We start from the raw sequence: 13,487 nt of genomic DNA, 5'->3' as shown, positions 1-13,487 counted from the left end.
TTCAGGGGTCGGCGGCAGACTGGCCGGTACTGGCTGACGCTATGCACATAGCTTCCCTTCTGGACCCGGCCCCAAAGCGTAACTTGGGAGCGCCTACTTCTCGGGGCGTTGATGGAGCACGCCGAGCAACTGATGCTCCGGTCTCAATGTGTCGGCTGCGCGACCGACATCCGCAACAAGCAGTCCCTACACTTCAGCGGGTTGGGCGGCGGATCGCTGCGAGTTTTCATGTTACACATGCTCACAATGGGACAGAGATCCACGGTGACGAGTAAGATCACAGAATTGAGGGGGGGGGAATTGTAATGCGCTCAATGATTTTGGGCTTCGGGCTCGCCATTCTGGGAATGGCCCTTGGCCTCGCGCAGCCTGCGGCGGCGAAGAACTATCTCTGCAATCAGCAATTCGCCCTGTGCACCTCGGCGCCCTGCATTCCGCAGCCGGGGAACCCCGACATCTCGATCTGCGTCTGCGACGTGCAGGAAGGGCCGAACCTTGCGACGGTCGCCTGTGACACGGTCAAGCCAAGCACGGACGCGGAGGGTGTTCGTACGGTCTATTCGCAGTTCGCTCTCACCCAGTTCGAACAGGGCAAGAAGGGGCTGAAATGCGAAAGCGGCACGCCCTGGTCGCAGTGTCTCAACAAGATCTGCACCGTGGATCCCGCCAACCCTGACAAGGCGATCTGCGCGTGCGACGTGGTCCGCACGGGCGAATGGCAGACCGCGGGCGGCGATTGCGACGCCGCAACCTGCAAGACAGCATACTGGTCGGGTGCCCTCCTGGCCGACTCCAGAAGCAACGCCGATTTCATGATGGATCAGCTCAAGATCACCAAATCGCCCGCCGAGGCGTGCCCCGCTCCCAAGCCATAATCGGATGGCGGCGCCATTCGACAGCGGCAATCATAGAGGAGCGGCACATGCGCAAGATCGCGCTTGAAGAGCATTTCACTACCCCTGAGCTCGGGAAATACGTGGCAAGACCGACCCGGAGCGACGCGCTTTTTGCGGATGTCGAACGTCGCCTGTCCGACTTCGACGAGGTGCGGCTTGAGATGATGGACCGAACCGGCATTGATTTGATGGTGCTCTCGGTCACCACGCCGGGGGTCCAGGGCATGGGCGATACGCAGGAAGCCATCCGGCTCGCCCACAGCGCCAATGATTTCCTTGCGCGCGAGGTTCAGAAGCGGCCCGATCGCTATGCCGGCTTTGCTCATCTCGCCCTGCAGGATGCCGAGGCCGCTGCGGCCGAACTCGAACGTGCCGTCCGGCAACTCGGTCTCCGGGGAGCGCTCATCAACGGCCAGACCAACGGGCATTATCTCGACGAGGACCGCTATCTGCCCTTCTGGGAGCGTGTCGAGGAACTGGACGTCCCGGTCTATCTGCATCCCGGCGCCATGGCCGACCATCCGGCCATGTTCGCCCATCGCCCCGAAATCGGTGGTCCGATCTGGGCCTGGACGGCCGAGACCGCAACCCATGCACTGCGGCTTGTCTTCGGCGGAACACTCACCCGCTTTCCCAAGGCGAAGATCATTCTCGGCCATATGGGCGAGACACTGCCCTTCCTGCTCTGGCGCCTCGACAGCAGAAGGGAATTCGATCTCGGCGAGACGCTCGCGCCGGACGCCCTTCCCTCGGCGATCATCAAACGCAACATCGCCGTCACCACCTCGGGCGTATGTGACCCGGGAGCACTGATCGCGACGCTTCAGGCGTTGGGCGAAGACAATGTGATGTTCTCGGTCGACTACCCCTATGAGGATCCGCAGGTCGCCTCCGACTTCATCGAATCCGCGCGATCGGAGAGGACGTCCGCGCGAAGGTCTGCCACGGCAATGCGGAAAGGCTGCTGCGCCTTTAGATTGGCCCGGACCAAGTTCGATCGACATGAACCAGTTTCATCGACGAATGCCGCAATGGACGGAAGCTCTCGATCGGACATCGCGTGCCTGGCGCGACGACGATCGCTCCTGGCGCGTGCAGCACTGGCGGACCAAGCACCCCGCATCGAGCCCTTTACCGACCACACTGCCAATGCGGGGCCGTCACTCAGGATAAGTCTCAGCCCGATCCGGACCATCATCCTTGTGGAACAGGATGAACACCAGGGGGTTGCCGGGCTCGGCCATTGCGTCGCTGCGCTGGCCGGTCACCTCTCCGGCCACCCCGCTGATGTATTCTGCCACCACCTCGCCGAAGCTGTTTCGCTGGATGGCAACCTTCTGTCCGGGCTCGACCTTGTCGTTGAGCCTGACCAGATGCTCGACGAGCCCGCCCTCCGTCGCCACGATCGGGAACGCGCTGTTGCCGATGAACACGCTCACATCCTTGCCCGTCCGTCCCATGGGTCCGGCGACGATGCCGTGATGCTTGAGGACGTTCATCGTACCCTCCACGAACAGCGCGATCATCCCGCGATCGAGCACGCGGGCGGCGCCGATCTCCGGCGTGAAGGCGGGGATGCCCACGTCCATGAAGGCGTTGTGCAGCACGCCCGGATAGACGTGATTGTCGAAGACCTGACCGACGGGGTAGAGCTCCACCATCGCCTTGACCTCGGGCACGTCCATGCCGCCGATATTGAAGGCGGTGACCTCGAACCCGGTTGTTCCCGTATGGAAGTCGATGGCGGCATCGGCGTTCGGCCGCAGCAGTCGGTTGAACAGCAGGCCGGCATGTCGGCTGGGGGCGGTGAGGCCGTTTTCATTGCCCGGCCATTCCCGGTTCATGTCGATCAGATCGGCACCCCTGCCGGCATTGGGCCATCGGCGCTGCATGCCCTCCATGGCCGGGCGGGACACATCGGTGACGGCCATGACCGCGCCCGACATCTGCGCGGGATCAAGGCTATTCATAAGGGTCTGGACCGTATGAACGGAGCTCATCTCGTCGCCATGCACGCCGCTGACGAGAACAACGCGCTTGCCCGGCCGCGCGCCCTTGGCGACGGTCACGGACACATACCAGTGCTGTCCGGTGGGCATTTCGACGCCCTGAAAGTACAGGTGATGCTTCTTTCCCGGTTCCAGGTCCTGGACGTCGAGCGCGCTGACAACCTTTCTTCCCTGGATGACATCGCCGGTATAGACCGTTGCGGATGCAGGGTCGGCAGCATTTTGCGTCGATGCCTCGGCGCTGGCGGAGGCAGCGTTGGCGACGAGCCCGGCCGATGCGCCGATCGTTGCAACGGACGCGATCATGAAATCGCGGCGATCGAGGCGCTCGTCCGGCTTATTCGACATGGCGTGGATCCTTCCTGTGAATTGCCCGCCGTTCCCCACGCAAGGTTACGCTCGGCGACGCTGAGTGCAATGCAGCCGCGAGCGGCATAGCCGGGTGACTCGCTCTCGTACGACCGGCCGCTGGCCGTCCGAAAGCTGGAGCTCGCGCAATATCGACTGCTGGCGCAACCATGACCTGGAGCGGTAAACGGCAACTTCTGCTTTCAAGAAATCGCCAATCCGATCTGTACGGCCGAAATGGCGGCGCAAAGCGGACGTCTCTGAAAGCGCGGAAGAGCGGCAGCTATGGATCAGGACCGCCACAATTTCACTAGTGGCTGTCTTCTTCGAACGCCTGCTTTGCTTTCACCTCCCAAAGGCTGCGCGCCTGTTCTCCCTGCTCACCTTGGAGCTTGTCCGCCATCCAGAGCAGCGCCCCATAGATCATGGCGCGGTCGTCACCGGTCAGGTCGACGACGCCCGACTTGACGACGAGGCCGCCGAGTTCGATCAGATGCCGGGTGCGCCTGCGACGCTCGACCTGCCAGTCCCGCATGTCATGCCGCGCCCGTGCCGCCTGATGGCGGTTGCGCGCCGACTGGTTGCGCCGCTGTGCTGACCGGGTCGCGTTCAGATGCCGGTGCAGATTGGCGTGCCCGTCCTTGAAAGAACGCGGCGCCCCGTCGCGCCCACGCCTCCCTCCGTCCAGGGTCCTTGGTTTCGGCGAGCACAAGTAGCGCGCCGGCCAATTCCTCCGCAGTGAGCGTGTCCGCGCCAATGGCGATCACCAGATCGCCGAGCTGCTGTAGCTTGCGGGTCTTGAGCTCTCGCGCCTTGTCTTCGAGTGCCTTCAGCTCCGCGTCGAAGTCCCGTGGCTTGCGCATCGTCCTCTCCATCAGCAGTCGATAGAGCGATGATAGTTGAGCGCGTTCTCCGTGGCTGTAATGTTGCCGGGACCGACTGGGATGGGCTCGTCGCTCCCGAGATTTTTTCGAGGGAGGGCGCGCTTATACGTCGTTCCGACGTTCGCTTCGCCGTGGTGATGTTCGGATCGCGATGGCGATCTATCATCTTCACGTCAAAATCATCGGCCGCAAGGCCGGCTCCAGCGCGGTGGCGTCCGCCGCTTATCGCTCGGCCTCAAGGCTGCGAGATACGCGGATCGATCGCGTCCAGGACTTCTCCGGCAAGCGCGGCGTCGTGCATTCCGAGGTGCTGCTGCCGGACGGAGCGACTGAGGCGTGGCACGACCGCGAGCGGCTCTGGAACGATGTCGAAGCCTTCGAGCTGCGCAAGGACGCGCAACTCGCCCGCGAAGTCGAGTTCGCCCTGCCATGCGAGATGAGCCAGGCGCAGGGCATAGCGCTCGCCCGCGACTTCGTTGAGGCGGAGTTCGTCGATCAGGGGATGGTCGCCGATCTCAATGTGCATTGGGATATGGGTGAGGACGGCATGGCCAAACCCCATGCCCAAGTCATGCTCACCATGCGCTCGGTTGACGAGGACGGTTTCGGCCCGAAGGTGCGGGAATGGAATGCGACCCAGATGGTGGAGCGCTGGCGCGCACGCTGGGCGGAGCTTGCCAATGAGCGTCTGGCCGAGCTCGATATCGACGCGCGGATTGATCATCGCAGCCTGGAGGCTCAGGGCATCGCGCTGGAGCCGCAGAGCAAGATTGGCGCGCCCGCCCAGCGCATTGAAGCGGAGGGGATCGAGGCGGCCGATCGCGCGGAGGTTCATCGGGAGATCGCGCGCGGCAATGGCGCGCGCATCATCGCCGATCCGTCGATGGCACTGGATGCCATCACTCAGCAGCAATCGACCTTCACCCGGCGCGACATGACGCGCTTCGCGCATCGCCACAGAGACGGGATCGAGCAGTTCAACGAGGTGATGGGCGCGATGGGTCGTGCTCCCGATCTCGTCGAGCTGGGCAAGGATAGACGCGGCGAAGATCGCTTCACCACGCGGCAGATGATCGAGGCTGAGCAGCGCCTGCACCGGGCCGCCGAGCTGATGGCCGAGCGCGAACGCCATGTGGTGAAGGATGCTGACAGGAACGCGGCGCTGGCGGGTGCCGAGGAGCACGGGCTTGTTCTCTCCGGCGAGCAGTCAGACGCGCTGGCGCACATCACCGGCACGCGCGATCTCGGCATCGTCGTCGGCTATGCCGGGACGGGGAAGAGCGCCATGCTGGGTGTCGCGCGCGAGGCCTGGGAGGCGGCGGGCCTGGAGGTTCGCGGCGTCGCGCTGTCCGGCATCGCGGCGGAGAATCTGGAGAGCGGATCGGGCATCACGTCCCGAACGATCGCCAGCCTCGAACATGGCTGGGGGCAGGGTCGGGATCTGCTCACCTCACGCGATGTTCTGGTGATCGACGAGGCCGGCATGGTCGGCACGCGCCAGCTGGAGCGCGTGCTCTCCCATGCCGCTGAAGTTGGCGCCAAGGTGGTGCTGGTTGGCGATCCGCAGCAGTTGCAATCGATCGAGGCGGGTGCCGCGTTCCGTTCACTCGTTGAGCGTCATGGCAGTGCGGAGATCAGCGAGGTACGCCGCCAGCGCGAGGACTGGCAGCGCGACGCCACGCGGGATCTGGCGACCGGCCGGATCGGCGAGGCCATCCAGGCCTATGACAGGGGCGGCATGGTCCATGCCGCGCGAACGCGCGAGCAGGCACGTGGCGAGCTGATCGATCGCTGGGATAGCGACAGGCAGGCCGCACCAGACCGCAGCCGCATCATCCTCACCCACACCAATGACGAGGTGCGCGCCCTCAACCAGGCCTCCCGCGAACGCATGCGGGAGGCCGGTGATCTCGGCGAGGAGGTGCGCGTCACCGTGGAGCGCGGGGAACGCTCCTTCGCCCGCGGCGACCGTGTCATGTTCCTGCAGAATGAGCGCGGGCTCGGGGTGAAGAACGGCACGCTCGGCACCATCGAGCAGGTCAGCGCGCAGTCCATGTCCGTGCGTATTGATGATGGCCGATCCGTCGCCTTCGACTTGAAGGACTACGACCGCATCGACCATGGCTATGCCGCCACCATCCACAAGGCGCAGGGCATGACGGTCGACCGCACCCATGTGCTGGCCACGCCCGGCATGGATGCCCATTCCAGCTATGTCGCGCTCTCGCGCCACCGCGACGGCATGGAGTTGCACTATGGCCGCGACGACTTCGCCGATGGGGACCGGCTGGTGCGCATCCTGTCGCGTGACCGGGCCAAGGACATGGCGTCGGATTACGAGCGGTCCGATCCCACCCAGGACTTTGCCGAGCGGCGCGGCATCACCTTCCGCCAGCGCGTCGTGGAGATGGTGCGCAACGTTCCGGAGAAGTTGCGCGACCTTGTCGACACCCTAAAGCCGTCCGTGGACACGGCACGGGAAGCGCCAGTCCTGCGCGAAGAGGTGGGAGCTAAGACCGCGCCGCTCGCCCAGGAGCCTCCCGACGATCCGGAAGCAGTGCTGCGGCGGGCGCGAAGCCGTGCGCTCGTCCGGCATGTCCGTGCGTGGGACGCGATCCTCTCTACGGCCGACGCGACCGGCCAGGGGACGCCCGAGCAGGTTCGCGAACTCTCTGAGGCCCGCAAGGCCTTCGACGAGGTACGCCCTCATGGCTGGCAGGATGCGGAAGCGGCCTATGAGAAGAACCCGGAGCTGGTGCATGAGGCGGCCGGCGGCAAGCTCAATCGCACCATCCGTGCCCTCCAGCTTGAAACGGAAATCCGGGCCGATCCGGAGCGCCGCGCCGGTCAATTTGTCGAGCGCTGGCAGAAGCTGGACCGGCAGCACCAGCACCAGTACGCGCAAGGCGACTACGCCGGCTACAAGGCAACCCGCGTCCAGATGGGCGAGATGGCGCGGAGCTTGGAGCGCGACCCGCAACTCGAATCCTTGCTCGCCGCTCATAGGAAGGAACTCGGCATCAGCCTCAACACAGGCCGCAGTCTTGGTCGCGAACTGGCCCACAGCCACGGCATCGACTTTGACCGCAGCCGTGGTCTTGGACTCTAGACCCATCCGATGTGCCGCCGCTGATCCGCCAGAATACACCGGCGCGGTTCATCCTCTTGCCGGTCGGCGGCTCCGTGCCTTGTCTGGAGCAGTCGCCCTCAGGCGCATCCAGCAGGAGGCAGCACCGCCATGCACACACCAGAGCGTATCATCCGCCTGAAGACCGTCCTCGCCCGAACCGGGCTGTCCCGCTCGACCATCTATCGCAAGATCGCCGAGAGGACCTTCCCCGCCCAGCTCAAGATCAGCACAAACGGTGCCGGCTGGCGGGAATCCGACATCAACCGGTGGGTTGCCGATCCGCCCCGTTGGCGGACACCGGACGAGACGGCAGTCGATAGGTTTTGATAGCGGGCCGACCATTCGGCGAAACAGCGCCGATGTTGTCGCTTGCCAAGCTTCCGATAGGGGCGGCTCGTTTTCATCGATTGAAGGCAGATCGCTGTGCGCGGCCGCCTCTACTCCCCATCGCGAACAGAGGCGAATGCCGCCGCGTAGGCGCCTTCGACCCGCTCGATCTCCTCGGCCCTCAGCTCTTGGAACTCCTGCTCCCGGGCACGCTTTGAGAGAACTCCTTCATTCTGGCGCAGGAAGCGGAAGAGGAGATCGACGGTGCGATCCGGCATGTCGACAATCTGTCCGATCGCGACGCGGAACGCGTCATACGCCCGCAGGAAGCGCGTCTCGGCCGGCATGTCGATCTCGATCGTGCGCTCCACGCATGCGTAGAGGAATTCCGCGTGAGGTGTCGCATCGAAATAGCGGTAGAAATCCGCCGTCTCATTCAGCACCCGGACGTTACCGGTCGACGTCGGCTCCCATTGGATGAAGGGGAGAAGGCGCGCAGACCAACTTTCCAGCGTCCACCGATAATCATCGATCCGATCGAGGATCGCCGCGGAGATGGGAAAAACGACCCCCGGCGGATTGAACCCGCGTTCAGCAAGGACGTGATGGATCAGGTAGCGGTGCAGGCGCCCGTTCCCGTCTTCGAAGGGATGGATGTAGACAAAGCCGAAGGCCAGTGCGGAAGCTGCGATCACCGGATCGAGTTGGCGCTCCGCTGCCGTGCGGTCGAAGGCAACCGACCCGCCGATGAGATCATGCAGGTCCTCATGCCGGGCACTGATATGATCGGGCAGTGGCATACGGGTGTCGCGGTCATGCTCGCCGACGAACCCGCCCTCCGTGCGTAGTCCAAGCTGGACGAAGCGCGCATCGCCGATGACGATGCGCTGAAGCCTTAAGAGCTCGTCAAGGTCGAAGGAGCGTCGGCCTGCCTCACCGATTGCGCGGCCCCAGCGCTGGATACGATCCTGCGGCGGATGCTCCCCCTCGATGGCGAAGCTGGAGCGGGAATCCTTCAGCAGCAGGAAAGCTGCGGTGCGGGCGAGCAGGTCACGCGGCACGTCGGCAATAGCAGCGCGTGCCCGTTCGGCAAGATTCGCGTCGTGGAAGGCTTTCAGGGCTTCGGTCGCGAACACCATGGGGCAGAAGGCTGGCGTGCCAGGCAGGTTGTTTTTGACCCGATGGCGGGGCGATGTGGTTCCGGACGCCGCCCATTGCAGGTCGGGATCGACGACGAGGGCATAGGCTCCCTTTTCGGCCGCCGGAAGATCGAGCGTCTCGCCGAGCAGCCATTCATACAGAAACCAGACGCGCCTTGCGTAGGAGCCGGTCGGCGTTGCGCGCACCAGCGCTTCGATTGGCGCCGGACCCGTGGCGCGAAAAAGTCTCTTGAGGACGAGAAGATCGAGCCCCTCATATTTCAGGGCGAAGGTGAGGTGGCCCTCAAGATCTGCCGCAGGCGCGTGGCGCGGCGTGTATATGCGCCAGCCATCCCGTTCATAGAGACGGTGATGAGCTCCGATAGCGCACAGTGTCCGCGGTAACGGCACGGCGAGGCGCAATGCGCCGACGAGTGCGGCGTAGCCGGCGGGTGTCGCGTCTTCAGGCAGTGACCGGTCCTGAAAAACCGTAACGGGCCCTGAGAAATCGTATGTCGTGCCGTCGTTCATGAAAAAGCGTTCTGGCGCGTCGCGGATAGCATGGCTTAAACTATCCTGAAAAATCGTAACTATCCATGAAAAATGGTAACTGAATCGCGCCTTATCTGAAATTTGCGCCTAGACGTGCGGCGAGTGACCGACAGTTCTCGGCGCCACTCAAGAACGGTCGTTTCGAGCGGCGCGGCGGATCGACAGTTTTCACCTCCGCTAGCAGAGGCCCGGTAGAGGCGCCGCAGGATACCCGCACCCAAGCCTCCCCCACCAATGAGGGGAAGCGCCGTCGACGGCCGTTACTGGCGAACTGATTGAAACTTTGCGGGCCTGCCCTGGGGATGGGCTTGGATGCGGGCTTCCGCGATAGCCGCCTCTCGAAGCCGATCCAACTCGTCTGCCCACCACTGCATCATCAACACACGTTCGTCCCAATGCTCGCCGCGGGTATATGCACGGCGTACATTATTGCCCTCAACATGGGCGAGCTGCCGCTCAATCGCATCGGGATGCCAGCGTCGGCTCTCATTGGCGAGCGTGGCAAATGCTGCCCGAAAACCGTGGGCGGTCATTTCCTCCGCCCCTATATCCAGGCGGCGTAGCGCGAAGTTCAGAGTGTTCTCACTCATCGGCTTCCTAACCGAGGCGGTCGCCGGAAACACGAAGGAACTGATCCCGCTTCGGGTGGCGCCGCGCAATTCTTCCAAGGTGGCTACGGCCTGTAAGGGGAGGGGCGTGCGGTGTGGTCGGCGCATCTTGGTTCGGCTGGCTGGAACGGTCCAGACTCCCGCTTCAAGGTCGATCTCGTCCCATGTGGCGGCGCGGAGTTCGCCGGGACGGAGCGCCAGCAGGGCAAACAGCTTCAGGCCTGCGACCGTCGTCTCCTGACCCTTCGTCCAGCCATAGATGGCCGCCATAAGCTCACCCAGCCGCTTCGGGCGGGTGATGGCGGCGCGGTGCTTGGTCGTAGGCGCGATAAGCGCACCTCGCAGATCGGCCGTCACATCCCGTGCGGCGCGACTGGTTGCGATCGCGTAACGGAAGACCTGACCGGTGATGCTGCGGGAGCGGCGCGCTGTCTCGTAGTGCCCCTTGACCTCCACCACCCGCAGGACGGCAAGAATCTCCGGCGGTGTGATCTCGGCGATGGGGCGGTTGCGAAGAGGGGCTGCGATTTCCTCCAGCAGCCAGTGCGCTTTCAGGAGGGTGGCCTCGGCTCGCCCTTCCTTCGTCATCTTGTCGATGAACTCCGTAGCAATGACTCCGAAGGTGCTCGTCGCGGCTGCGACAGACGCCGCGACGGCGGCCTTGTTGGCTCGTTTGTTGGCTCCGGGGTCTACTCCCGAGGCCAACAACCTCTTGGCTTCGTCCCGAAGCCGCCGCGCACCGGCCAGCGAAATGAGCGGATAGGCCCATGGGTGAGTTTCTTCTGTTTGCCCGCGAATCTGTCGGCCTGCTGCCAGACCCGGGCGCCGTTGGGCTTCACGAAAAGATAGAGGCCGCTACCGTCGGAGAGTTTGTATTCGCCTTCCCAGCCCTTGGCCGTCCGGCAGGCTGCATCTGACAAGGCCATGTTCGCCATCCCTGCTGATTGCTGGAATCACGAAAACACGGCCTGTAGGCCAACAACAAGGCCAACAAATTCGCGGGATGGGGTGGCTCTGGCTGATCCCGGTTGGGACAGCGAGCGGAGGCTGGAAATCAAATTATCCAGCAATTTCAATGGGTAGGAGACTGATTTGGGAAAAGCTGAGCCGCCCCGGAAACGGGGGAGTGGCTCCCTGAGCAGGACTCGAACCTGCGACCATTCGATTAACAGTCGAACGCTCTACCAACTGAGCTATCAGGGACCGGGGACGCCGTGGCGTCTCGGAGGCCGGCGATATAGCAATGCGGGATGGGTTTGTGAACCCCTTCCATCCCGCAGCATGTGGATATCCTCAGGCGCTGAGGCGTTCCTGCTGCCCGGCGAACTGCAGCTGGTGGAAGGTGAAGTAGCGTCCACGCTTAGCCACGAGCTCGTCATGGCGGCCGCTTTCGACCACGCGGCCCTTCTCGATCACGCAAATCTTGTCGGCGTTGATCACTGTCTGCAGGCGATGGGCGATGACCAGCGTGGTCCGGTTGCGCTGCAATTCGTTGAGCGCCTTCTGCACTTCGGCCTCGGATTCGCTGTCGAGCGCGGCCGTGGCTTCGTCGAGCAGCAGAATCGGCGCGTCCTTGAGGAAGGCGCGGGCAATGGCGATGCGCTGGCGCTGGCCGCCCGAAAGCTGCGTGCCGCGCTCGCCGACGCGGCTGTCATAGCCGCCTTCGAATCCCATGATGAAGTCATGCGCGTGCGCCGAGCGGGCGGCGGCGATGATCTCTTCCTCGGTGGCGCCGGGACGGCCGGCGGCGATGTTCTCGCGTACCGTGCCCGTGAACAGGAAGACGTCCTGGCTGACAAAGCCGATGGCCTTGCGCAGCGAGTGGCGCGTCACGCTGTCGATGTTCTGGCCGTCAATGGTGATGACGCCGGATTCGACTTCGTAGAAGCGCTCCAGCAGGTTCATCACCGTGCTCTTGCCGCCGCCCGAGGGGCCGACCAGCGCGGTCGTCTGGCCGGGTTCGGCAACGAAACTGAGGCCGCGCAGCACCGGCTCGCCCTCGCGATAGCTGAACACCACCTCGTCGAACACGACGCCTCCGCCCTTGATCGCGAGTTCCGGCGTGCCCGGCGCGTCGGCTTCCGTCGCGGGTCGGTCAAGGATGGCGAACAGCATCCGCGCGCCCATGAGATGGGTGGTGAGATCGATGTTGAGGCGGGCAAGGCGTTTGGCCGGCTCGTAGCAGAGCAGCAGCGCGGTGATGACGGAGAAGAACTCGCCCGGCGTGCGCCCGCCATGCAGAACGCCCCAGCCGGCATACATGACGACGAGGCCGATGGCGACGCCGCCGAGCGCTTCCATGAGCGGCCCGGACTGAGACTGTGCCCGCATCATGCGGTTCGAGGCCTTCTCCATCTTGTCGATGCGCTCAAAAATGCGCTCGCGCTGCACGTCTTCCAGCGTGAAGGATTTGATGGTGCGGATGCCCTGGAAGGCGTCGATCGATTCCGTCATGATCTGGATCGCGCTGTGGAATTCGCGACTGAAGATCTTCTGCACCTTGCGAATGAGCGAGCGCACGCCACCGATTGCGATCGGCATCACCACGAAGCCGATCATCGCCATGAACGGATCCTGGATGATCATCACCAATGTAAGGCCGATGACCGAGAGCAGGTCGCGTCCGAGGCTGGTGATGATGAGGTTCAGCACGTTGCGCGCGGCCTGCGCGCCGGTGTTGAACCGCATCATGATTTCGGCGGTGTGGCTGCCGGAGAAATAGGTCACGTCCTGCATCAGCAGGCGGTCGAGCACGCGCTTCTGGTTGTCGGCGACGATCCGATTGCCAACTTTGGCCAGCGCCACCGCCTGCCCATAGGCGGAAAAGCCCTTGATGACCGACAGCGCGACCACAGCCCCGGAGAGAATCCAGATCGCGTTGGAATTCTGCTCGACGAAGATGCGGTTGATCACATCGCCCATGAGATAGGCGAGACCCGAGGTCGTGCCGGCCATGATGCCCATGAAGAGGAAGGAGATGGCGTATCCCTTCCAGTGGCGCCGCCCGTCCTGGATGAACAGCCGGCTGACCGTGTCACGCGTCTCCGCGCTGATAATGTTGCGGAACGCATTTGCCATCTTCGGAGGCAGCATGGTCGAGAATCCTCTGCACGGGCCCGGCCGGATCGGGCGTCGCCCTTCGCTCCGCCTCTCCTGTGACGGAGCGCGGATCATCAACGACGATCATGGCTTGTTGTCAAACCCATGACGGCGGCTGCGCCGGCGACCGATAAGGCGGTGACGACACCCGCCGCCGGCGCTTTCTCAAGGCCGGCGGCGGGTGCGTGAACTGGAGGCCACGCCCGGAATCGAACCGGGGTGCACGGATTTGCAGTCCGCTGCGTAACCACTCCGCCACGTGGCCCGACCCAGGCTACCCATGGGGCGCCTGACAGGGCCGGCGCGCCTCATAACAGAGCTCGGGCCGATGAGCAACGCGCACGGGGGCAGAAGGTGGGGATGATTGAGGCGCGCAAGTGCCGGGGAGGAGGGCTGTCCCGCCCCGTGAAGCGGCATTCCGCCGCGCCATCACGCGGGTCTCCGGCGCCCGCAGGCGGTTCCGGGCCTCTAAGTGCGGGCACTGTGTGCGACTTG

General features: G+C 64.0%; 8 protein-coding genes, 2 tRNA genes and 2 pseudogenes. 4 read left to right on the top strand and 8 right to left on the bottom strand.

The features are described from left to right. The first annotated feature begins 305 nt into the window (after positions 1 to 305). Together J2S75_RS03415 and J2S75_RS03410 are read left to right on the top strand one after the other, a co-directional pair. The gene (locus tag J2S75_RS03415) at positions 306 to 875 is read left to right on the top strand and encodes a hypothetical protein (RefSeq protein ID WP_307018184.1); all 570 of its coding nucleotides are present in this window, start codon (positions 306 to 308) and stop codon (positions 873 to 875) included. Positions 876 to 922: 47 nt separating this feature from the next. Beyond that, positions 923 to 1,726 (top strand): annotated as a pseudogene (locus J2S75_RS03410) (amidohydrolase family protein); the annotation flags it as partial. A gap of 330 nt (positions 1,727 to 2,056) precedes the next feature. Here the strand turns inward: J2S75_RS03410 and J2S75_RS03405 are convergent. From J2S75_RS03405 to J2S75_RS03395, 3 genes are all read right to left on the bottom strand, one after another. Next, on the bottom strand, positions 2,057 to 3,253 hold the full coding sequence (locus tag J2S75_RS03405) for a M14 family metallopeptidase (protein WP_126280841.1): 1,197 nt from the start codon (positions 3,251 to 3,253) through the stop codon (positions 2,057 to 2,059). 310 nt (positions 3,254 to 3,563) lie between these two features. Further along, positions 3,564 to 3,788, bottom strand: a complete 225-nt coding sequence (locus J2S75_RS03400; RefSeq protein ID WP_307018181.1) for a conjugal transfer protein TraD — start codon at positions 3,786 to 3,788, stop codon at positions 3,564 to 3,566. 1 nt (position 3,789) lies between these two features. Further along, positions 3,790 to 4,116: a conjugal transfer protein TraD gene (locus J2S75_RS03395; RefSeq protein ID WP_307018178.1), complete on the bottom strand. Its 327-nt coding sequence runs from the start codon at positions 4,114 to 4,116 to the stop codon at positions 3,790 to 3,792. Positions 4,117 to 4,288: 172 nt separating this feature from the next. Between J2S75_RS03395 and traA the strand changes: the two genes are divergently transcribed. Together traA and J2S75_RS03385 are read left to right on the top strand one after the other, a co-directional pair. After that, on the top strand, positions 4,289 to 7,246 hold the full coding sequence (gene traA / locus J2S75_RS03390; protein WP_307018176.1) for a Ti-type conjugative transfer relaxase TraA: 2,958 nt from the start codon (positions 4,289 to 4,291) through the stop codon (positions 7,244 to 7,246). 129 nt (positions 7,247 to 7,375) lie between these two features. Then, the gene (locus J2S75_RS03385) at positions 7,376 to 7,594 is read left to right on the top strand and encodes a helix-turn-helix transcriptional regulator (RefSeq protein WP_307018174.1); all 219 of its coding nucleotides are present in this window, start codon (positions 7,376 to 7,378) and stop codon (positions 7,592 to 7,594) included. A gap of 110 nt (positions 7,595 to 7,704) precedes the next feature. Here the strand turns inward: J2S75_RS03385 and J2S75_RS03380 are convergent, their stop codons facing one another. The 5 genes and pseudogenes from J2S75_RS03380 to J2S75_RS03355 form a co-directional block, all read right to left on the bottom strand. Beyond that, on the bottom strand, positions 7,705 to 9,264 hold the full coding sequence (locus tag J2S75_RS03380) for a Fic family protein (protein ID WP_307018172.1): 1,560 nt from the start codon (positions 9,262 to 9,264) through the stop codon (positions 7,705 to 7,707). A 281-nt stretch (positions 9,265 to 9,545) separates the two neighbouring features. Next, positions 9,546 to 10,819 (bottom strand): annotated as a pseudogene (locus tag J2S75_RS03375) (tyrosine-type recombinase/integrase). A 201-nt stretch (positions 10,820 to 11,020) separates the two neighbouring features. Then, positions 11,021 to 11,096, bottom strand: a tRNA-Asn gene (locus J2S75_RS03365). A 90-nt stretch (positions 11,097 to 11,186) separates the two neighbouring features. Further along, on the bottom strand, positions 11,187 to 12,986 hold the full coding sequence (locus tag J2S75_RS03360; protein WP_307018167.1) for an ABC transporter ATP-binding protein: 1,800 nt from the start codon (positions 12,984 to 12,986) through the stop codon (positions 11,187 to 11,189). A gap of 197 nt (positions 12,987 to 13,183) precedes the next feature. After that, positions 13,184 to 13,257 (bottom strand) — tRNA-Cys (locus J2S75_RS03355). Positions 13,258 to 13,487 lie beyond the last annotated feature (230 nt).

This window comes from Ancylobacter polymorphus (assembly GCF_030813495.1).
Lineage (GTDB): Bacteria > Pseudomonadota > Alphaproteobacteria > Rhizobiales > Xanthobacteraceae > Ancylobacter > Ancylobacter polymorphus.
This window is presented reverse-complemented; position numbering and strand designations above follow the sequence as displayed.